Source organism: Nonlabens spongiae (assembly GCF_002117125.1).
In the GTDB taxonomy this organism is placed as follows: domain Bacteria; phylum Bacteroidota; class Bacteroidia; order Flavobacteriales; family Flavobacteriaceae; genus Nonlabens; species Nonlabens spongiae.
Genome location: NZ_CP019344.1, coordinates 1,617,107 through 1,639,076, shown reverse-complemented (window position 1 = coordinate 1,639,076; position 21,970 = coordinate 1,617,107). Strand labels below are relative to the sequence as shown.

Here is a 21,970-nt window from a genome sequence, read left to right as displayed (position 1 = left end):
TGGGTGGGGGTGTTCAGGAATTTTAAAAACTACGAATTTTAAAAGTTGTTAACTCTAAACGATTAAGACTTCCCAAAAACCTCTTTCATTCTCCTCATCGCCTCAAGGATTTGCTCCTCACTTGCTGCATAAGAAATGCGTATACAGTTAGGCGCACCGAAGGCATCTCCCGACACCGTGGCGACATGACATTCTTCAAGAATCATCAGTGAGAAATCGGTCGCGTTATAGATCTTGTGCCCGTTGACTTCCTTGCCAAACCAATCTGAGATATCTGGAAATACATAAAAGGCACCTTCGGGACTGTCGGTTTTGAATCCGGTGATTTCTTTAAGTTCTTTGAGTATAAGGTCTCTCCTTTTCGCGAAAGCGTCCACCATATACTGAATCTTAGAAACGGGAGCTTCCAGGGCCGTGATCACCGCTCGCTGCGCGATACAGTTGGTTCCGCTGGTGATTTGACCCTGCATCTTGTTACAAGCGCGAGCGATCCAGCTGGGTGCTCCTATGTAACCCACGCGCCAGCCCGTCATGGCAAATGCCTTGCTCACGCCATTTATCGTAACCGTGCGGTCGTACATCTCTGGTATGCTGGCCATGCTTGCGTGCTGACCGGTATAGTTGATGTGCTCATAAATCTCGTCACTTACCACGATAATGTCTGGGTGATCCGCCAGCACATCGGCAAAGGATTGAAGTTCCTCCTGACTGAAAACACTTCCACTGGGATTGTTAGGCGAGGAGAAGAGAATCATTTTTGTTTTGGGCGTGATGGCATCCTTCAACTGCTGGGCCGTCATCTTAAAATTTTGTTCAACCCCAGCACGTACTTCAACGGGAACGCCTTCTGCAAGCTCTACGATAGCGGAATAACTTACCCAGTACGGCGCTGGTAGGATGCACTCATCGCCTTTGTTTAAAAGCACCATCGCGACGTTTGCAATGCTTTGCTTGGCACCAGTCGAGACTACGATCTGATCGCGATTGTAAGTTAGATTGTTATCGCGTTTAAATTTATGAATGATGGCATCCTTGAGTTCTGCATAGCCGTCTACGGGAGTGTAGCTGTTATAATTATCGTTGATGGCTTGAATCGCTGCTTCCTTAACAAAATCAGGTGTGTTGAAATCAGGCTCGCCCAGACTCAGACCTATGATGTCCTTTCCTTGCTCCTTAAGCTCACGAGCCTTGGCAGCCATAGCGAGCGTTGCACTTGTAGGTAAGTTGTTGATGCGGTCAGAAAGTCTTGGGTTCATATTTCAGGTTTTAAACAAAGGTAGCGGTTCACAAACATATTTAAACATCGATTTCTAAACTCGTATTTTTGTCAAAAATTTACTGCGTGTCCCAAATTATCAAACACTATTTTCCGCACATTACAGCAGAGCAAGAACGTCAGTTTGCCCAGCTGGAGGAACTTTATAAGGAGTGGAATGCTCAGATTAACGTGATATCCCGTAAAGATATCGATCAACTTTATGAGCGTCATGTACTGCACTCGCTGGGGATCGTTTCTGTGGTACGCTTTCGCGAAAGCTTACCCAATACCAAAGGCGGTACAAGGGTTCTAGATGTGGGAACGGGAGGAGGTTTTCCTGGAATTCCCCTCGCTATCCTATTTCCAAAAACGCAATTTCATCTAGTCGATGCTATCGCTAAAAAGATTAAAGTCGTGGATGCCGTTGTAGAAGCTCTGGATCTCAAAAATGTGACCACCGCACACGGTCGAGCTGAGAAAGTAAAAGGTCGATTTGATTTTATCGTGAGTAGAGCAGTGACTAACATGGACGATTTCGTTAAGTGGACCCGCAATAAAGTCAGAAAGGACAGCTACCACACCGTCGAGAATGGAATTCTCTACCTCAAAGGTGGTGATCTAAGGGAAGAGCTCAAGCCGTTCCCGAATGCGTATATCTACGAACTCTCTGATGTGTTTGAAGAAGAGTTTTTTGAAACCAAAAAAGTGGTGCACTTGCCATTATAAATTATAAAAGCCTCGACTTTATCAAAAATCGAGGCTTAGTATAAAACATCTCAGTTCAAATTTACTCGCCCAAAAATGGATACCTATAATCCGTAGGGGTTACAAAAGTTTCCTTGATCATACGAGGGCTTACCCATCGTAGCAAGTTGAGCTTAGATCCTGCTTTATCATTAGTTCCTGAAGCTCTTGCTCCACCAAAGGGCTGCTGGCCTACAACAGCGCCGGTACATTTATCGTTGATATAGAAGTTTCCAGCACAGTTTTGAAGCGCATGTGTCGCCGTACTGATTGCATAACGATCTTGAGCCATAATAGAACCGGTAAGAGCGTATTCACTTGTTTCATCTACAAGCTTGAGCGTTTCTTCAAACTGGTCATCTTCATAAATATAAATGGTAATCACTGGACCGAAGAGCTCTGTTTCCATAGTCTCGTACTTGGGATTATCTGTTACGATGACGGTCGGGTCTACAAACCAGCCTTTGGACTTGTCGTAGTTTCCTCCTATGATAACTTCAGCCTCGTCACTTTCCTTAGCCGCATCGATATATTTGGCAAGCTTATCAAAACTTCCTTCATGAATAACTGCGGTAATAAAATTGCTCATGTCTTCAGGAGAGCCCATTTTGAAGGATTCCACATCGCGACGTATGAGTTTTTCAACTTCTCCCCAAATACTTTTAGGGATGTAGGCACGAGATGCTGCGCTACATTTTTGACCTTGGAATTCAAAAGCACCACGCACGATAGCCGTTGCTACCTGAGCAGGAACCGCTGATTTGTGAGCCATGATAAAATCCTTACCGCCGGTTTCTCCCACGATTCTAGGGTAGGTTTTATAAGTATTGATATTCTCGCCTATTTTACTCCAGAGACCTTTGAATACAGTAGTTGAACCTGTAAAGTGAACTCCAGCAAAATCTGCATGGGACATGACGATGTCTGTCATCATAACGGGCTCAGCATTTACCATGTTGATGACTCCGGCTGGAACTCCAGCTTCTTCAAAAACTTCGGCAATAACTTGAGCACTGAGCATCTGGTGGTCGCTAGGCTTCCATACACAAACATTACCCATAAGAGCTGCGCTCGCTGGCAAATTACCGGCAATAGCTGTAAAATTGAATGGAGATACACAGTACACAAATCCTTCAAGCGGGCGGTACTCTAATCTGTTCCACGCACCTGAAGTAGACTCAGGCTGCTCGGCGTAGATCTCTGTCATGAATTCTACGTTGAATCTCAAAAAGTCCACAAGTTCACAAGCACTGTCGATCTCAGCTTGGAAAATAGTTTTGGACTGATTGATCATGGTCGCGGCATTGATTCTGGCACGATAAGGGCCAGCAACAAGTTCAGCGGCTTTGAGGAAAATGCCGGCACGCTGTTCCCATGGCATGTCAGCCCAGGCTTTGCGAGCTTCTAATGCTGTGTTTATAGCATCGTTTACTTCTTTTTTGCCAGCACGATGGTAGGTTCCTGCGTTATGATTATGATCGTGCGGTGGTCTGATTCTGGCAGTGTCTCCAGTCTTTACCGCTTCCCCATTGATGTAGAGCGGGACTTCAGTCTCTGCATTCCACAATTCTTTGTAGGCTTCCAGGACTTCCTCGCGCTCGTCAGTCCCGGGTGCATATGATTTGATAGGCTCATTTACCGCTACGGGTACATTAAAAAAACCTTTTCCCATTGGTATTGATGTATTTTAAAAATTCGCGTGAATTTACGAAGAATCTAACGGAGCAGCCAGCCGATTAGTAAAACGTTATTGTGAATGGAGGTGTTTGTGAATTTGTACGCTTTCGCGAAAGCGAGATCACAACAAAAATCTGTTCTATAAAAAGGAATTTATCCCAACTTCTAATTCAACGCAAAGGGAGCATTGAGCCTAAAAACAGGGATCGTCACCCTAAACTGACGTGTGTTTGTAAAGTTGATCATGTTGTAATAACCACTCATACTGCCTATGGGAGAAGTAAGCAGGCAACCGCTGCGATAAGTATGGGACTGGCCCGGCTTGAGCACAGGCTTCTTACCGATGACGCCCTCGCCGTCCACATGCTCTGTGCGGCTTAAAGCATTCTTGATCTTCCAGTGTCTTGAAGTAAGTTGCACACTGTCCTTACTGCGGTTCTCGATCGTTATAGTGTAACCAAAGGCAAAGTGCATTTTATAATCTTTATAAAATGTACCCTCAAAACTCGTTGCAACCGAAATTTTAATTCCCCTGGTGACTTGTTGTATCATAATCAACTTATTGCGATGCCTATTAAAAGCAACAGGACAAAGCCTATTGAGAACGCAAATGAGTAAACAAAATTAATCAATAAAAATTTGATGATGGTTTTCATTCTGCTCTGGCCGTAAAAATTCCTCATGGATTTGTAGAGGTAAAAGGGGCCTATCAAGAAAAAGAATATGAACGACAAATCCAGCCAGCCAAAGGTTGCTAGATTGAGTAGAATCAAGATAAACCCACTCAAGAAAGCGAAGGTCAGAACGTTAAATGAAAAAATTAAATGCTCCATAAAAGTGAAGCTTCTCCTTAAGTATAACAGCCAGAGGAATAGTGTCACAAACGGAGTAAACAGAAATAAAAATATAGGCAGTTTAGGAAGGATGACACTGATCAAAATACTCGGGTCGCCCTCGATGCGTTCTAAAAGCTGCGCACGCTCGTACACTGCAATATTATACGTATCTACGCGGTGCTCTAGGTTTTTAAGTGCAACTTTAGGATCAACGATCTGCTCCCGATCGTAATAATTGGTATAGTCTCCTATTTGCTCAGAAATTTGTTTGAACCAGCCCATCTCATCCAGTTCTTTTTGGGTAACATAGGTGTATTCTTTCTGTTCAGATTGAGTCGTATCCTTGCGTTGTCTTGCAAGCTCGGCATCACGTTCTTCTCTTATTTTATTGGCAATAAATTTCCCACCCGGTTTGCTTTCTATCTGTGCGAGTTCTTCGTCAGTAATTGCTTCAAGCTCATTGTTTATTTCATTTATCTGGATACCCTCATCGCCGAGTGCTAGTGTGATTTCACGATCCTGATCGACAAGGCTGTCATTAATTTTAGTTGCATCTTCAGGATCATCATAGCCTGTATTGATCAATCCATCTTGAATGGAACGGTTTCCGTAATATTTTTGATATGCGTTTTCTAGCTGAAGAAAAAGGAAAAATATGATGCATACACTCAAGAAGAACCGGAACGGATTTGCATAGCTCATCCTTTTACCTCTAATGAATTCTTTACTTACAAATCCCGGTTTAAATAAAATATGTTTGATGGTGCGCCAGCCGCGACTATCGTAAGAGAAGAAATTGGATACAAACTCGCTGAAAAAATCCTTCAGCGCAAGTTGTTTAGTGGAGTTGAGTTGCCCGCATTGATGACAGTACTTGTCTATTTTATCGAGCGGCGTTCCACAGTTGAGGCATTGGTCACCTCTATATTGAGCTAGTGAGCGGGTTTTAGGCGGCATATAAGTTAGATGATTTACTGCATCAAACTTACTGATGTTAAAAAAGTTAAACAAATACTAACCCATTTAAATAGCAAATAAAGTATTGTCATATTCGTTTAATCTTTGCAGAGATATCTTTAGTAACTTTAAACTAAATGATTTATGAAAAAATTAATTTTTGGTATAGTTACATCTATACTTGCTTTGGTGTCTTGTTCTAAAGAAGAAGGCGTAACAGTAAATCTTCAAATGAAGAATTTCAGTTGAAGTCAGCAGAACCCACTAACGTGTTTTTTAAATTAGCATCTAATGATGAGGATTTTGTGAATTTCAAAAACTATGTTTCCAATAATTCTGTCTTAACCAATTACTTTTCAACAGATGTAGAGATGGTAGGTGATAGTATAATAGCATATGATGAAGCTACTGAATTAGGTACTATTAGAGTCTATAAGGCTATTTTACAAGATTCAAGTAAAAATGACGTAGGTTTAATTTCAGGTTTTAAAATTCTTTCAACAATGTCAAGTTCATTTCCTACAAATAGTAGAGATTATGCTATGACATTAGATGTATTAGAAAATTTTGAATCACCGTTTAATCTTCAAGACGGTAAAATCACTTCTTACGATTTGAATTATAACAAAAAATTTTCTGAACGAAATTATGTAGAAGGACAGATCGTCTCAGTTAATACTTTTCCAATTTTAGGAGGAATAGATAATTCAGAAGTGAGTACCACAACTAATAATTGGGAAGATGATTGTCGTGGAGGTGACAATGGAAACGTCAGTTGGGGGAATGTATGGGATGTTTACGAGGTGCTTGTAATGCTGATAATGATTGTAGAGACATGATGACGATGGTGGACAGTATTGCCTGGGGTTCTGCACAACCGCATCTCTCTAGCTGGGGGTCAATGGGAGTGTCCTGTGTGGCAATTTCAATTTTATATTAATTATTGTGATCCATTTTCTAGGGCAGCATGTTGCTGCCCTTAAATAATTTAATATGAAATTTTTCAATCGTACGATTGTTATAGTTTTAATCGTAATTGCAGCAGCAGCTATGGTGGCGGCTTTTGGAAATGTTTTTTTTTAATATTAACAAATTTGAAGAGTTGCGAGCTGAAATTGAGGCAAAAGATAAAATAATCTTGACTGCAGAAACTTTTAGTCTTACCCGTTTAGATGGTGAGGAGGTTAGTGTTAATCTTCATAAGAGGGATACCTTACTATTAAATTTTTGGGCTACATGGTGCAAGCCTTGTATTGAAGAAATGTTAGTGGATGATCAAACGAGTAAAAGTAAATATTATATCTCTCTCGAATCATTGGAAACCATTAAAGGTTTTATGAGAAAGCATCCTAACATAAATGTAGACACTTATCGTTTAGATTCTATAGAGCTACCTTTTGAGCCTAAGAAAATTCCTTTTTACCCTTATCATCTAAAAATTTATGATGGAAAAATCGTCAAATAAAAATGTTGGAATTTTCAATAAATTAGTAATCATATCTGTGATAAGTTATATAATAATATTGATTTTGAGTTTGATGGATTCAATTACAGAAACTTTTATAGGTGGACTATTATTGATGGTTTATCTCATTTCAACAATTATTGCAATTTTCCTATTGAGCAGAATTACATATTACCCACAAAAGTGGACTCTTTACGTCTTTATAGTTGTTTCAGGACTGTTCGGATTAATTATGACATTGTCTAGAATTAAGAGCTTTCAAAAAAGAAAGAGCAGTAGCTTTTTCAATTCGTAATATTCTCACTATTACCTTGTCCTATACCTATCAGTTTATCATAGCGACCGCCCAGTTCACGATAATACGCTAGAATTGAATACACATTTTCCGTTTGCCATTTGTTTCCGCTAATCAGTCCGTGATCCATGGTTCCGTCTGGCAACATCACGCTGTAGCGGTAGTTGTAGAAACCTTGTTTTAAAAGAATTGTGGTTTCATAACGACCGGTGTTTTCATTCAATTGCATCTCTGCCTCGTCTTGAAGCTGATAAGCATTGTAATTACCCGTCACAAAAATTCTGGAGCCCTCAGGCAGTTTGACTTCTTGTAGGTCTAGAGTAAAGTGTACATCCACATACTCTGCTTGCACGGTAATATCTTCATTCTCAAGAGTGGTGACGAGGAAATTCCCATTGATGTCTGGAAAGTAGGTATACTCTTGATTGAGTCGCGGTCCATCTACATATAAATGAGCTTCATAAAGATCATTAAGCGACACATAGTCTATATTTACATTAGGAGATCTGAAATCTTTGTTTTCAAAAAACAGATACTCATTTCCTGCCCAGAAAGAGGTCAGCGCGTCATATTTATATTCCTGGCGGTTCCCCACGTTAAATTGAGGTTTTACGTTCATGAGCGGGCTGTTAATCTCAGCATTTTTAACGATGGCGACTTTAAGCTGCTGCTCTGGATTGATAAAAGTAATCTCTTGACTATCTATAAAAAACTGAACGCGTTGCTGCGTTTGGATGTAGTTGAGGTCACGCGCGCGTCTTGTGTCCACGCCAATTATGGCTCCCGGTTCCTTGATCATAAATTTACGTGAGAAAACCAGCTCCCTGTCGCTGTTGTAAATGTGAACCATGTAGTTTCCGCTTACGCGAAAGCCTTTTGTAAACTGGTTAGGAACACGCATCATGTAATGCGAGTAGGGCTGGAGTGTGGTAAAAGAGTTGCGGTAGTTAAATATACGCGCGTCGTCTATTCCTATAAGCCATTCGTTTTTGAACAACTGGCTAGGCGTCCAGTCATAATCGTAGTGCTCAAATTGATAATAGTAGTCAGCCTCATCACCTATCACGTCGTCAAAACTTAAGGTGATGGGGTCGCCTAATTCAAATACCGGTAGCAACTCTTCAGGATCCAGATTAAATGTAACCGTCTTGATATAGTCAGGATCGTTGACAAGCTCATCCATGGTCTGAGCCCCAGAAAGTAGGGTCATTAATGAAAATATACTGGCGATCAAAAAAACCTTCATAGTGTTCTAGTATGGTGATAAATATAGTGCTTGTATCAATTAGAATTACAGCATTCAATATTTGACTTTGTGTTAGAGTAATCTCGCTTTCGCGAAAGCGGAACTCAAAATTTATTTCCTACATGCTGATCAGTCAGCAAATGACGTACCGCTTTTAAAACGTGATTGGGAGTTTTGTTGAATAAAGTTTAAAGTGTTGAATTATTTCATTAAACCTTTGAAAATCATTGGAAAAAAATACAAACAACCTATTTATTTTTACTAATTCTAAATAATAAACCCTCTTACTATTGATTGCTTTTATGGCTAAATTTGCAAGCCTTAAAAAGGCCTAAATTTATATCCTATGTCAAAGGACATCAGAGTAAGAAAAGGACTTGATCTCAAATTGAAGGGTGAGGCTGAGAAACAGCTTGTTGAAGCGCCAGCGCCTAAAGTATTTGCAATCAAGCCGCCTGATTTTCACGCAATGGTTCCCAAAATGATCCTTAAAGAAGGAGCGGTGGTAAAAGCTGGGGAACCTATTTTCTATTCAAAATACGACGAGAAAGTTAAGTTTGTATCTCCTGTTTCAGGAACACTTACTGAAATTGTACGTGGAGCAAAAAGACGCATTATGGAAGTGCGTATCACTCCTAACGGCACTTCAGACGCCCTTAAACATGATGTAGGTTCTCTAAATTCCTTAAAAGGAGAAGAGGTTAAGGCGTTATTGCTTGAAAGTGGTTGCTGGCCATTCATCGTGCAACGTCCTTACAGTATTATGGCAAGTTCTGAGGATACGCCTAAATCCATTTTTGTATCTGTCTACACTACGGCACCTCTGTCTGGAGATGCTGATTTTATAGTATCGCAAAAGATGGAGGCTTTTCAAGCTGGTATTACTGCTTTGAGCAAGCTTACTCCGGGTAAGGTTCACGTTGGGGTTGGTAAAAATTCATCGATCAATTCGCTAAATGATGCGGTCATTCATAAAGTAAAAGGGCCTCACCCTGCAGGAAATGTAGGTGTTCAAATTCACAAGTTGGATCCTATAAATATGGGCGAGCGTGTATGGACTGTGAATGCAGAAGATGTTGCTACGATTGGAAACTTCTTCCTGAATGGTACATTCCAGGCTGAAAGAACAGTGGCCCTTACAGGAACAGATGCTGAGGAAAGTAAGCGTAAATATTATAAGACTACCATAGGTGCTCAGGTAAATAGTATCATAGGTACGGTTGATCTTGATAAAACTAGAATTATTTCTGGAGATGTTTTGACAGGAGATAAGCTTTCTAACGACCAATTCATCAACTATTTCCACAACACATTGACTTTGATTCCAGAAGGAAACGATTATGCTTTACTAGGATGGTTGCCATTTACACGCAACAATGTACCTTCTAATGCAGGAACTTCTTTTGCAAAGTTGTTTGGTGGAAAGAAAAAAGTGGACACTAACCTGAATGGTGAAGAGCGTGCGCTGGTAGTGACGGGTGAGATGGAAGAGGTAATGCCCATGGATGTTTACCCCATGCAGTTGATCAAAGCATGTATGGCTGGTGACATTGAGAAGATGGAAAACCTCGGTATTTATGAGGTAGCGCCAGAAGACTTCGCTCTTATAGATTTTACAAATACGTCTAAACTTGAAGCGCAAGAGATTATACGCAACGGTTTAGATCTAATGATAACTGAAGTAGGTTAATATATGAAATGGTTAAGAAGTAAACTGGATCAGGCAAGAAAGCCTTTTGAACCAGGCGCCAAGTTTGAAAAATATGCGCCCGCTATCAATGCATTTGATACCTTTTTGTTTACCCCAAATCACGTAACTAAAAAAGGAGCCCACATTAGAGATGTGGTGGATCTCAAGCGTACCATGATTACCGTGGTTCTTGCATTGGTTCCAGCATTGTTGTTTGGTATGTGGAATACGGGTGCCCAATACTTGTATCAGGAAATGGGGCTTGCAAGTGTTTTAGATGTACCATTTATGGACGCATTTATTGAAGGTGCTATACTTACATTGCCACTAATTATCGTGAGTTATGTTGTGGGATTGACGATTGAATTCATCTTTGCAATCTACCGCGGTCACGAGGTTAATGAGGGATATCTTGTTACGGGTCTTTTGATTCCTATGATTTTCCCAGTGGACATCCCATTGTGGATGCTGGCATTGTCAGTTGCTTTTGCGGTTTTGATCGGTAAAGAGGCATTTGGTGGAACGGGAATGAATATTTTAAATCCAGCACTTACTGCTAGAGCTTTTGCATTCTTTGCATATCCACTCTATATGTCTGGTAATGCAGTGTGGGTACACCAGGGTGATACTGATGCGGTTTCTGGAGAGACGATCTTAGGATCTTTGGCAAGCGGTCAGTTTGATGGTACTGTTGATGGGGCTGCTGCAAACTCGGTTGCTTTTTCTGGTCCCGCTCCAGCTGAATCCAGCGTGCTTTCAGGAATTGATTCCATGGATATGTTTATGGGTTACATTCCAGGCTCTGTTGCAGAAACTTCTGCACTGATGATTTTGATAGGTGCGATAATCTTGATCGCAACAAAAGTAGGTAGCTGGAGAATTATTCTTGGTGGAATTCTGGGTGGTCTTGCGATGGGGGCGATCTTTAATTTCTTCGGAAATATGGGTAGCGAATTCATCACTGGTCTCGTAGATAGCGGAAAAATCACCATGGACCAAGTCTACAACGACGCGGCAGCGGTAGCAGAACTGAATCTTTCAGGGTGGGATGCTACGTTGATGGAATTGGGAACAAATCAATTAATCAATTTCCCTTTCTGGCAACACCTTCTTGTAGGTAGTATTTTATTTGGTGTGGTCTTCATGGCAACAGATCCTGTAAGTGCCGCGCAGACATTCAAAGGAAAGTGGATCTACGGTATCTTGATAGGATTCTTCGGGATTATGATACGTATTTTCAATCCAGCTTATCCAGAAGGGATCATGCTAGCCATTTTATTAATGAATGTGTTTGCACCTACGATTGATCACTATGTGATTCAGGCAAATGTTAACAAACGTAAGAAAAGAGCTAAGAAAGCTCAAGTTAATCTACAAACTGCATAGCAATGGATAGAAATTCAAACGCATATACATTTTTGTTTGCCGTAATTATGGTTGCGGTTGTAGCAAGTGCTCTGGCTTTTGCAGCAACTAGTCTGCAGCCTGCTCAAGCAGAAAATGTAAAGCAAGAAAAGATGCAAAACATCTTAAGTACTGTAGGTGTTGAGACCTCACGTGATAGTGCTGAAATGTTGTTCAACAAATACATCGTTGAGCAAGTTGCCTTAGATAATAACGGTCAGGAAAAAGATGGTGTTAATGCCTTTACCGTCGATCTTAAAAAAGAATTGAAACGACCTGTTGAAGAACAAGCTTTTCCACTTTATGTAGCAGATGTAGAGGGTACTAAATATTACGTGGTTCCCCTACGCGGTAAAGGACTTTGGGATGCGATCTGGGGCTATGTTGCTCTAAAAGATGATATCAATACTATTAAAGGTGTTGTTTTTGATCATAAAGGAGAAACTCCCGGTCTAGGTGCTGAAATCACTCAAGGCTGGTTCAAGAAACGCTTTGAGGATGAGAAGATCATGGATGAGGCAGGAAATTTCATAGGCGTTTCTGTTGCAAAAGGTTATCAAGGTGGTGATAATAAAGATGACAATGCCGTTGATGCCATTTCTGGAGCAACCATTACTGGCGATGGGGTTACTGATATGATTTCTGAGCGCCTAAAAAACTACTTGCCCTATTTCAAGTCACAGACTAACGTAAAAATGGCGTCTAATTAAAAGTCCCGCTTTCGCGAAAGCGAAATAAATCAAGCATTATGGCTGACAATAAAGAATTGACCAAAAAAGAAGAATTGATCCTTTTTCTTTCTGATACTGATGAAAGAGAAGGTCTACTTGGTAAGAAGAATAGAAAATTACTTTCTGACCCTCTAACGGATAACAACCCAATTACCGTTCAGGTACTGGGAATTTGTAGCGCTCTCGCGATTACCGTACAATTAAAGCCGGCGATCGTAATGAGTATTGCGGTAATGACGGTGATGGCTTTCTCTAACATGATAGTTTCCTTGTTGAGAAACTTGATCCCATCTCGTATCCGTATTATTGTTCAACTTGTTGTAGTTGCTGCGCTTGTGATCTTGGTTGATCAGGTTCTCAGAGCTTTCGCCTATGACGTTTCTAAGGAACTGTCCGTATTCGTTGGGCTGATCATTACTAACTGTATTGTGATGGGTCGTCTTGAGGCATTTGCCTTAGGTAACGGTGTATGGAAATCATTTCTAGACGGTATAGGAAATGCTGCAGGTTATGCTTTCATATTAATTTTGGTAGCATTTTTTAGAGAATTGTTGGGTGCAGGAAAACTTCTTGGCTATGAAGTTTTAGGTCACAAAGGAACCACTCTCGCAGATTCTACAGGATTGTATGCACTAGGATATTCTGATAATGGACTGATGTTATTATCACCCATGGCATTGATTACCGTGGGTATCATCATCTGGGTGCAACGTAGTCGCAACAGATCTTTAATTGAACAAAACTAATAAGCTAGAAAACAATCATGGATTTAATTAATCTTTTCGTTCGTAGCGTATTTATTGAGAACATGGTATTTGCCTATTTCTTAGGTATGTGTTCTTATCTCGCGGTATCAAAGTCTGTGAAGACTGCCGTAGGTTTAGGTGCTGCCGTTGTATTCGTACTCGGTATTACGGTTCCTATCAACTGGCTTCTTGATTCATACTTATTAAAGCCAGGCGCTTTGATGTGGCTAGACCCTTCTTATGAAACTGTAGACCTGAGTTTTTTGAGCTTTATTATGTTCATCGCGGTTATAGCGAGTATGGTGCAATTAGTTGAGATGGTCGTAGAGCGTTTTGCTCCTGCATTGTACGGTGCACTAGGTATCTTCTTACCATTGATCGCTGTAAACTGTGCGATACTAGGTGGGTCATTATTTATGCAACAGAAAGACTTTGGCGGTATATCAGAAAGTGTTGTTTATGGAATAGGTTCTGGTTTTGGTTTCTTCCTTGCCATTCTTGCCATTTCAGCAATACGTGAAAAAATTGCTTATTCAAATGTACCTGCTCCATTGAGAGGTTTAGGTATCACTTTTATTATAACTGGACTTATGGCGCTAGGCTTCATGAGTTTTATGGGAATTGAAATTTAAGAAATAGCATTCTATGGATTCTAATATGATAACGATATTGGCAAGTGTGGTCATCTTCTTGACCTTGGTATTGCTACTTGTTTCTCTGCTTCTTGGAGCCAAGTCAAAATTATTGCCTTCAGGACCGGTTACCATCAATGTGAATGGTGAAAAGGATATCACTACCGGCTCAGGTGGAACGCTTCTTGGGACATTGGGAGATAATAAATTATTCCTACCATCAGCTTGTGGTGGTGGAGGAACTTGTGTGCAATGTAAATGTATTGTACAAGAAGGTGGAGGTACTATACTCCCTACTGAAGTGCCTCACTTTACAAGAAAGGAAATTGCTGAAGGCTGGAGACTGGGCTGCCAGGTGAAGGTGAAGCAAGACATGAAGATCGAGATTCCTGAAGAGGTTTTCGGTATTAAAAAATGGGAAGCTACCGTTGTAAGAAATTACAATGTGGCATCTTTTATCAAGGAGTTCGTAGTGCGTCTTCCAGAAGATATGCACTATGAGGCTGGTGGTTACATCCAGATTGAAGTGCCCAAGTGTGAGGTAAAATATGAAGACATTGATATAACAGCACACCCTGAAGAGCACGATACTCCAGACAAGTTTAAAGAAGAATGGGACAAGTTCAACTTGTGGCCTTTAGTAATGAAAAACCCAGAAACGGTAGAAAGAGCCTACTCTATGGCATCTTTCCCTGCCGAAGGTCGTGATATCATGCTCAATGTACGTATTGCTACTCCACCATGGGACAGAGCTAAGAACGGATGGATGGATGTGAATCCTGGTGTTGCCAGTTCTTACATTTTTGGATTGAAAGAAGGTGATAAGGCCGTAATTTCTGGACCTTATGGAGAATTTTTTATCAACCATTCAGACGCTGAGATGCTTTATGTAGGTGGTGGTGCCGGGATGGCTCCTATGAGATCGCACCTTTATGAGCTTTTCAAAACGCTTAAAACGGATCGTAAGGTTACTTACTGGTATGGTGGTCGTTCAAAAAGAGAATTGTTCTACATCGAGCACTTCCGATCGCTTGAGCGCGAATTCCCTAATTTTAAATTTTATTTAGCACTTTCTGAGCCGCTTGAAGAAGACAACTGGAAAGTGAAAGAAGATATACATGATGAGGAAGGTGACGGATTTGTTGGGTTCATCCACCAGGTGGTAATCGATCAGTATTTGACTAAACATGAGGCTCCAGAAGATATCGAAGTGTATTTCTGTGGACCACCGCTCATGAATAATGCCGTAGGTAAAATGGCAGAGGACTTCGGTGTACCGCCAGAAAACATCAGATTTGATGATTTTGGAGGATAATTAATAATGATTTCGCTTTCGGGAAAGCGTATCTTCAAACAAAACCTGTTCGTTTAAGAGCAGGTTTTTTTGTTCTCCATTCTATTATTTATAATAGCATATCATTAAATGCTTTAACCATTTTTGATCTTTTTCTTTAATAATAAAGCTTATAACGGTATGATCGTCAATTATCTATATGTTAGCATTTATTCAATATTATCCAGGTTGTTCTAGTTAAAGTTTAGCCATTTTATAGGAATTTGTAACTCCTAAAACGTTTTCAGTATACATTTGAGTAAAACAAATAACCATGGGAAATTTTTTACACAAGAGTTTTAAAATAAGTTTTGTTCTCAGCATTCTCTTTCTAGCGTCAAACCTAAAAGCTCAGACAACGTTTCAGGGTAATGGAAATACGGGATTTGGCGATGCTATAGGAACTGGATCCATCGAGATTCAAGATAATGGTACTACAGCCACGATCACAGTAAATACAGGTTCAGGTCAGTTTAATGATTTTCTGGTCATATATTTTGATACTGGTGCTGACGGAAGAAATGTTATTGATAGTGATGTCAATGATCAAAATGACGATAATAGAAGAGCGATATCTTCTGCAGGAACTGATGCTTCAGTAATCAACTTTCCACCAGGGTTTGAAGCTAGATATGCTATCTCAGTCAATACAGGATTCGGAGGATTGTGGGAGATACCTGCTCCACAGGCAACACCCATTGTAAATAATCAGCTTCCTTTTGTGACCACCGTAGGTAACCCTGCAAATAATTCAGTTGCCTCATTTTCTATGACTTTTAATTGGTCTGACATAGGCTTAACAGGGGCTTCAACAGATAATTTAGATTTTGTCGCAACCTATGTAAACGGAAGTAACGGTTACTTGTCAAATGAAGGCTATGGCGGCGGATTTGACGAAGGTACTGCTGATACGAACAATAATTATGGAAGTCAAACTTTAAATATTACTCAGTATTTTAGATATACACCGGGAGGTACGGTAGCTAAAGTAGGTGGAGTAGCTGCAACAGCTCAAGATGGTAATTATTCTGCCGATGCTACGTGGAGTAATGGTAATGTTCCCTTCTTAGAAGATTGGATCGTAATTAATGATGTTATTGATGTAGACCAAAATACCACTATTGCCAACCTAGAAATTATTCAATCTTATGCAAACGTACCTAGCCTCACAGTCAATAGTGGATCAACTCTTATAAGCACTGGGACCGTTGAAACTAATGGATTCGATTTTAAGGTAGATGGAACATTAACTACCGTAGGAAGCACTTTCAACGGGAATATTACTATAGGAGCTACAGGAATACTTGATGTCCAAACCGGTGTTGCCACCTTTAATAATGATCTTCTATTTTTATCTGACATAGTTACTGGTACGCCACAATCCGGACAAATCGATCAAGTTAACGGTACATTAGTTGTCAATGGAGAGTCAAGTGTGGAAATTTACGTTCCTGCGGCTACTGAGAACACCAGAGCCTTCAGATTTATTTCATCTACTGTCACTACTACAAATCCTTTATCTGCAAACTGGCAAGATGATCAGGATGGAAATCCCGCAGTGACAACCTCTGGAGTTGGAACTCATATCACAGGAAATGGCGGCGCAGCAAATGGTTTTGATACCACTATTTCAAATAATCCATCTGCTTTTACATTTGATAATACTTATGTAAATTCATCACCTACAGCAGGAGTCAATCCACAGATCGATGCATGGAACCCTCTAGCAAATACTAGCGGAATTTTAGAAGCTGGGGTTCCTTACAGATTGTTTGTAAGAGGAGACCGCAATTATGATTTAACCAGTAGCCCTGCAAACGCACCCAATAATGATACAAGGCTGGTGTCTGCCGGAGAATTGACGAATGGTCCAGTGTTAATGGATAATTTATCTGAGGAAGCGGGATATTTTAGTTTAATTGGTAATCCCTACCAGGCAATCGTGGACGCAGGTGCTTTAACATATACAAATACTAACGGATCACAAATATATGTTTGGGATCCTAATGAAGGTCTAAACGGTCTTTATGTCTCGATTAATACGAGCTCAGGTACTTCAGGTCCTACTAGTTCTGATGCTACACAATTTTTAATTCCAGGTCAAGCCTTTTTTGTAGAAACTATAGCTTCGTCAGCAGCTAGTGTTTTGTTTGAAGAGGTTGATAAAGCTGTTGAAGAGCCCTTCACTTTAGTAAATAGAAACCAAAACGAAGCTAAAATAGATGTACGACTTTTCTCTGCAGATCGTTTCGCTCAAGGACTTTCTCAAAACAATGCTTTCGGAATTAGGTTTGATCCATCTTTCAATAATGAAGTAGATAGATATGACGCTGGCCTTTTTTATAACGATGCCGAGAATTTATACACCACAATAAATGGCAAAAAGCTCATGGTAGAGTTGAGAAAAGCTCCCGTGGCAGAAGAAGTAATTCCAGTATCCATCGTTGACTACCGTTTTTCAGATTATGTGCTTAATATTAATAGAGCAAATCTGAATTTAGCCTCAAATCTCGACGTACAGTTGTTTGATTCGTTCACTAATACCACAGTAGCTATACCTGATGGGATTACAAATTACAATTTCTCAGTAAACCCAAATGATCCAGCATCGATAAATCAAGATCGCTTTGAAATCCAATTTGTAGATGGAACATTGAGCAATGACCAGTTTGACCTTGATCGAGTGGCATTGTATCCTAATCCTGCGCAAGGTGCATTTACCATTGAAGTACCATTTACTACTGAAACTACAGTAAGAGTTTACAATGCATTGGGTCAGGAAATGATCAAAAGAACTTCATCTGATAGTCAAATAAATATTGATGGTAATTCTCTCAAAAATGGTCTGTATATAGTCAAGATCACTAATGGAGACCAAGAAATTTCCAAGAAGTTGATCATGAAATAAGAAGTAGATTCTTTACTAATTTTGGTCGGGCAGAAATGCCCGACTTTTTTTTGTACTTATGTCACCACTTACAGAACAAGAATTACATCAGCTAGCCATGAATATTGTGGGCGATGAAATGGAAGAAATGGGTTTTGAATTCCTCTCCATTAATTCTAAACCTAAAAAAGATCCCCAATTTGTGGCGCTCAAAAATGGGTATTTGCATTTTGTAGTGGTAAGAGCAGTGAAGTATCCTGCAAACCCTGTTCATTATGATGAGCGGTTGCTTCAAAAAGTCAAAGACCATGGAGTCAAATACAAAGCGAGAACGTATTATGCCGGTGTTGGGCTAGCAAATTCTAGGGATTACAGTATTCCCGTTAATCATAATGAGGATTATGTGGTCAACTTTGCCGGACTTATAGAAATCAAATAGTTATGAAAATCAAGTATTCAATTTTCACATTGTTAATGATAGTTGCTCTCGCGTCTTCATGTAAAAACGATAAGCAGGCTACCACTGGGATAGAAGCTCAGAGATTTCAGGGAAATGCAATAGGGACTACATATTCCATTATTGTATTTGATCAAAATGAAATTCAAATACAGGAAGAAATAGATAGTATTATTGAAATGTTCAATCAATCGATGAGCACTTGGGTTACTAATTCTCTAATTAATAAATTCAACGATGGTCAGGATAGCGTTTTAGTAGGTAAGCCATTTAGAGAAGTGTTTAACCAAGCGGGAACTGTTTATGAAGACACTAAGGGATATTTTGATCCTACCGTAGGGAATTTGGTGAACTCATACGGGTTTGGCGCAGATGGAAGTAAGGAGGAAATTCCTACAGAGTCCTACTTAGATAGCTTGAAGCAATTTGTAGGCTTCAAAAAACTACGCCTGCTAGCAAGTGAAAAAAAGGATAGTTTTTATCTGACCAGTGAGGTGAAGGGTGTTTATTTAGAATTCAATGCAATTGGGAAAGGAACTTTAGTCGATTATCTGGGGAGATTGCTGGATCAAAAAGGCATTGAAAACTATCTGGTCGAAGTAGGTGGAGAGGTTGTGGGCAGAGGTCAGAATATCGAAAAAAATCAGCCTTGGGCGATTGGAATTGATGATCCCAAGCAAAAGCCAGGTGAAAGAACTTACCTAACCGTGGTTAATCTCAAAGATCGCGCTATGGCTGGAAGCGGGAATTACCGAAAGAACAAAGTCGATCCAGAAACCGGCTTTACCTATGTGCATACCGTTAATCCAATCACGGGTGAAGCACGACCCAGTCAAGTTTTAGGAGTAAACGTGATAGCAAAAAATTGTACACTAGCAGACGGGTATGCCACAGCCTTTATGGCCATGCCTTTAGAAATCTCAAAGGATCTGATTCACACAATTTCTGAAATCGATGTCCTGCTGATGTATATGGACAACAACGGCTTGCTGCGATTTGAAATGACTGAAGGCTTTAAACAGAGCCTTAAGCAACCGGTTTGATAACTACCGGTATCAGCTCACCTCTCTCAAGGCGATAGCGGTCTATTTCCTCATTTGAGAAAGTTGAAGTATAATCCACTGCACTAGCCTTGAAACCTACGGAACTTAGTCGTTCAAAATAATCCATTCCATACACCCGCACATGATCGTACTGACCGAAAATCTCAGTACGCTTTTTTCGATCTGTAATACTATTGTCCTCAAAAGTGTTTGCTAGGTCGTTTTCAAGCGGAACCTGAATTACAGCTTTCCCACCAGGTTTCAAAACCCTATATAATTCAGTCATGGCTTTCAGGTCGTCCTCAACATGCTCGAGGACGTGGTTACATAGTATGAAGTCAAACGAACTGTCCTTAAAAGGCAGCGACCTGATATCCGCATTGACATCGGCCAGTGGAGAATCGAGATCTGTGGTGGTGTAGGTGAGGTTCTCGCTTTCGCGAAAGCGGGAATGAAAACACTGCTCAGGTGCAAAATGCAATAAATGTTGTGGTCTCTCAAACAAGTCTGTTTCTCTATTCAGGTAAAGCCATAACAGCCTGTGACGTTCCAGTGAAAGCGTGGAGGGTGAAAGCACATTCTCTCTAATGTTCACATATCCATAAGGCAGGAAGCTCCTAAAAGTCTTGCCGTCTATGGGATCTTCATAGCGGTCGCCCTTGTAAAATGCAGCAATAACTGGTCTTACAGCGTAACTCGCTTTTATGAGAAACTGTCGCGGGAATAGGTTGAGAAAAAATTTAAAGACTTTCTTCAATCAAATGAGTTTAAGAAGAACAGTGTTGTGTTTGCGATAGCTATCAATCGATCCATCTGAATGGATCTTCTTCATTTGAGGTGATGCCCAGTACTTCATGGATATAATCAAATGTACTTAGCAATCTAGGCTCACCGTTCACTAGAGCTACATCGTGCTCAAAATGTGCGCTGGGCTTTTTATCCTTTGTAGTTATGGTCCAGCCGTCGCGGTGATGCTTTACGCTTTTGGTTCCCATGTTGATCATGGGCTCAATGGCAACGGTCATGCCCTCTACAAATTTCTTACCGCGACCACGTCTTCCATAATTAGGCATTTGAGGATCTTCATGCATTGTTCTACCTAATCCGTGACCTACAAGTTCACGCACCACACCGTAACCAAACCCCTCGCAATAGTTCTGGATCGCATAACCCACATCACCTACACGATTCCCTAATTTGAATTGCTCGATTCCTAGATACAAAGATTTTTTTGTGCGATCGAGCAAGTCTTGAGTTTCCTGAGGAATATCACCTACTGCAAAAGTGTACGCGTGATCGCCGTAAAAACCATCTACTATGGCGCCACAGTCTACAGACAAGATATCGCCTTCCTCGATAGGGACGTCCTTTGGGATTCCGTGGACCACCTCTTCATTGGGTGAGATCAGCAGTGTGCTGGGACAATCATAAAGACCTTTAAAACCAGGTACGGCACCGTGGTCTCTAATAAAAGTCTCGGCGAGTTCATCTAGTTTCAAAGTGGTGACCCCAGGTTTTATCTCACTAGCAACCATGCCTAGTGTCTTGCTCACCATAAGGGCGGCACGACGCATGATTTCCAGTTCTTCGGCAGTTTTAGTAACGATCATAGCAAATAAATGGCAAAAATAAGCAATCTAAAAAGTGCAAGGATAGAAGGTTCCCTAATTCTGCTCAAAAGTAGAAATAAGGCTACCTTTATGCTCATGAAAATAGATTTTACAGATAAAACAGCATTAGTTTGTGGTAGTAGCACCGGTATAGGTATGGCTACCGCACAGCAACTTGCAGCAGCAGGAGCTCGAGTCATTCTTCTTGCTCGCAATCCAAATAAATTGGAGCAGGTACTCCAGACTTTGGATACCTCGCACAGAGGCGATCACACATACCTGGTTGCCGATTTTTCAAAGTATAAAGAAGTAGAACGTGTGGTTTCCGCTTTCGTTTATGCTGAGCGGAGTCGAAGTACGATTGCAAATCCCATACACATTCTTGTCAACAACACAGGTGGTCCTCCTCCAGGGCATCTTATTGATGCTGATGTGGAAGCACTAGAAAATGGTTTCACGCAACACGTGAAGTGCAACCATGTTTTGGTGAAAAGCTGCTTAGAAGGCATGAAAGCTGCTGGCTACGGTCGCGTCATTAATGTGATTTCAACCAGTGTCAAGGCTCCCATAGAGTTCTTGGGCGTTTCAAACACGATTAGGGGAGCTGTAGCAAATTGGGCAAAAACTCTTGCTACTGAACTGGGGCCACATGGCATCACTGTCAATAATGTGCTGCCTGGATTCACGGCTACAGAGCGATTAGATAAAATTGTTACAGGAAAAGCAAATCGCGCAGGACACAGCGAGGAACAAGCTGCCGAAATCATGAAGAGCCACGTACCGGCGAGAAGATTTGCAGAGCCTGAGGAAGTAGCAAATGCCATTATTTTTTTGGCAAGTGATAAAGCAGCCTATATCAATGGGATCAATTTGCCGGTAGATGGGGGGAGGACTAAGAGCTTGTAGATAAATAATCAGGCTTCAAGCTCCAATCCCGATAGCTATCGGGACCAAATTCA

At 40.7% G+C, this 21,970-nt stretch carries 20 protein-coding genes; 13 read left to right on the top strand and 7 right to left on the bottom strand.

The annotated features are described in order from the left end of the window. Positions 1 to 62: 62 nt before the first annotated feature. Positions 63 to 1,256, bottom strand: coding sequence for a pyridoxal phosphate-dependent aminotransferase (locus BST97_RS07495; protein WP_085766657.1), 1,194 nt, complete (start codon positions 1,254 to 1,256; stop codon positions 63 to 65). An 86-nt stretch (positions 1,257 to 1,342) separates the two neighbouring features. Between BST97_RS07495 and rsmG the strand changes: the two genes are divergently transcribed. Next, positions 1,343 to 1,984 (top strand): 16S rRNA (guanine(527)-N(7))-methyltransferase RsmG, encoded by a 642-nt coding sequence (gene rsmG, locus BST97_RS07490; protein WP_085766656.1) that lies wholly within the window; start codon positions 1,343 to 1,345, stop codon positions 1,982 to 1,984. A gap of 61 nt (positions 1,985 to 2,045) precedes the next feature. Here rsmG and pruA read toward each other — a convergent pair whose 3' ends face one another. The 3 genes from pruA to BST97_RS07475 all read right to left on the bottom strand — a co-directional run bounded on the left by pruA (position 2,046) and on the right by BST97_RS07475 (position 5,472). Further along, positions 2,046 to 3,674, bottom strand: a complete 1,629-nt coding sequence (pruA, locus tag BST97_RS07485) for an L-glutamate gamma-semialdehyde dehydrogenase (protein ID WP_085766655.1) — start codon at positions 3,672 to 3,674, stop codon at positions 2,046 to 2,048. Positions 3,675 to 3,844: 170 nt separating this feature from the next. Further along, positions 3,845 to 4,231 (bottom strand): Co2+/Mg2+ efflux protein ApaG, encoded by a 387-nt coding sequence (gene apaG, locus BST97_RS07480; protein ID WP_085766654.1) that lies wholly within the window; start codon positions 4,229 to 4,231, stop codon positions 3,845 to 3,847. A gap of 2 nt (positions 4,232 to 4,233) precedes the next feature. After that, positions 4,234 to 5,472: a DUF3667 domain-containing protein gene (locus BST97_RS07475; protein WP_157111534.1), complete on the bottom strand. Its 1,239-nt coding sequence runs from the start codon at positions 5,470 to 5,472 to the stop codon at positions 4,234 to 4,236. Positions 5,473 to 5,717: 245 nt separating this feature from the next. On the opposite strand from BST97_RS07475, the gene BST97_RS07470 reads away from it, so the two are divergent. Both BST97_RS07470 and BST97_RS07465 read left to right on the top strand, forming a co-directional pair. Next, positions 5,718 to 6,311 (top strand): hypothetical protein, encoded by a 594-nt coding sequence (locus tag BST97_RS07470; RefSeq protein ID WP_085766652.1) that lies wholly within the window; start codon positions 5,718 to 5,720, stop codon positions 6,309 to 6,311. 197 nt (positions 6,312 to 6,508) lie between these two features. Next, positions 6,509 to 6,937, top strand: coding sequence for a TlpA family protein disulfide reductase (locus BST97_RS07465; RefSeq protein WP_211277478.1), 429 nt, complete (start codon positions 6,509 to 6,511; stop codon positions 6,935 to 6,937). A 284-nt stretch (positions 6,938 to 7,221) separates the two neighbouring features. Here the strand turns inward: BST97_RS07465 and BST97_RS07455 are convergent, their stop codons facing one another. Beyond that, positions 7,222 to 8,478, bottom strand: a complete 1,257-nt coding sequence (locus tag BST97_RS07455) for a type IX secretion system plug protein (protein ID WP_245833680.1) — start codon at positions 8,476 to 8,478, stop codon at positions 7,222 to 7,224. 346 nt (positions 8,479 to 8,824) lie between these two features. Between BST97_RS07455 and BST97_RS07450 the strand changes: the two genes are divergently transcribed. The 9 genes from BST97_RS07450 to BST97_RS07410 all read left to right on the top strand — a co-directional run bounded on the left by BST97_RS07450 (position 8,825) and on the right by BST97_RS07410 (position 19,401). Then, complete coding sequence (locus tag BST97_RS07450) at positions 8,825 to 10,168, top strand: Na(+)-translocating NADH-quinone reductase subunit A (protein ID WP_085766649.1); 1,344 nt, start codon at positions 8,825 to 8,827, stop codon at positions 10,166 to 10,168. Between the two features lie 3 nt (positions 10,169 to 10,171). Further along, the gene (nqrB, locus tag BST97_RS07445; protein WP_085766648.1) at positions 10,172 to 11,554 is read left to right on the top strand and encodes an NADH:ubiquinone reductase (Na(+)-transporting) subunit B; all 1,383 of its coding nucleotides are present in this window, start codon (positions 10,172 to 10,174) and stop codon (positions 11,552 to 11,554) included. A 2-nt stretch (positions 11,555 to 11,556) separates the two neighbouring features. Further along, the gene (locus tag BST97_RS07440) at positions 11,557 to 12,282 is read left to right on the top strand and encodes a Na(+)-translocating NADH-quinone reductase subunit C (protein ID WP_085766647.1); all 726 of its coding nucleotides are present in this window, start codon (positions 11,557 to 11,559) and stop codon (positions 12,280 to 12,282) included. A 38-nt stretch (positions 12,283 to 12,320) separates the two neighbouring features. After that, a complete protein-coding gene (locus BST97_RS07435) occupies positions 12,321 to 13,049 on the top strand; it encodes an NADH:ubiquinone reductase (Na(+)-transporting) subunit D (protein ID WP_085766646.1) in 729 nt (242 codons plus the stop codon). 17 nt (positions 13,050 to 13,066) lie between these two features. Beyond that, positions 13,067 to 13,681 (top strand): NADH:ubiquinone reductase (Na(+)-transporting) subunit E, encoded by a 615-nt coding sequence (nqrE, locus tag BST97_RS07430; RefSeq protein ID WP_085766645.1) that lies wholly within the window; start codon positions 13,067 to 13,069, stop codon positions 13,679 to 13,681. 25 nt (positions 13,682 to 13,706) lie between these two features. Continuing rightward, the gene (nqrF, locus tag BST97_RS07425; protein WP_085768190.1) at positions 13,707 to 14,996 is read left to right on the top strand and encodes an NADH:ubiquinone reductase (Na(+)-transporting) subunit F; all 1,290 of its coding nucleotides are present in this window, start codon (positions 13,707 to 13,709) and stop codon (positions 14,994 to 14,996) included. Positions 14,997 to 15,288: 292 nt separating this feature from the next. Next, positions 15,289 to 17,922 (top strand): T9SS type A sorting domain-containing protein, encoded by a 2,634-nt coding sequence (locus BST97_RS07420; RefSeq protein ID WP_085766644.1) that lies wholly within the window; start codon positions 15,289 to 15,291, stop codon positions 17,920 to 17,922. A 58-nt stretch (positions 17,923 to 17,980) separates the two neighbouring features. Beyond that, entirely contained in the window at positions 17,981 to 18,340 is a 360-nt protein-coding gene (locus BST97_RS07415) for a Na(+)-translocating NADH-quinone reductase subunit F (RefSeq protein ID WP_085766643.1), read from the top strand. A gap of 2 nt (positions 18,341 to 18,342) precedes the next feature. Next, positions 18,343 to 19,401 (top strand): FAD:protein FMN transferase, encoded by a 1,059-nt coding sequence (locus BST97_RS07410; RefSeq protein ID WP_245833679.1) that lies wholly within the window; start codon positions 18,343 to 18,345, stop codon positions 19,399 to 19,401. Here the strand turns inward: BST97_RS07410 and BST97_RS07405 are convergent. Beyond that, entirely contained in the window at positions 19,385 to 20,158 is a 774-nt protein-coding gene (locus BST97_RS07405) for a class I SAM-dependent methyltransferase (protein WP_085766642.1), read from the bottom strand. The two genes, BST97_RS07410 and BST97_RS07405, sit on opposite strands and share 17 nt — an antisense overlap. 43 nt (positions 20,159 to 20,201) lie before the next feature. Next, positions 20,202 to 21,011: a type I methionyl aminopeptidase gene (gene map / locus BST97_RS07400; RefSeq protein ID WP_085766641.1), complete on the bottom strand. Its 810-nt coding sequence runs from the start codon at positions 21,009 to 21,011 to the stop codon at positions 20,202 to 20,204. Positions 21,012 to 21,107: 96 nt separating this feature from the next. Here map and BST97_RS07395 point away from each other — a divergent pair, with 96 nt between their 5' ends. Further along, on the top strand, positions 21,108 to 21,917 hold the full coding sequence (locus BST97_RS07395) for an SDR family oxidoreductase (protein WP_085768188.1): 810 nt from the start codon (positions 21,108 to 21,110) through the stop codon (positions 21,915 to 21,917). Positions 21,918 to 21,970 lie beyond the last annotated feature (53 nt).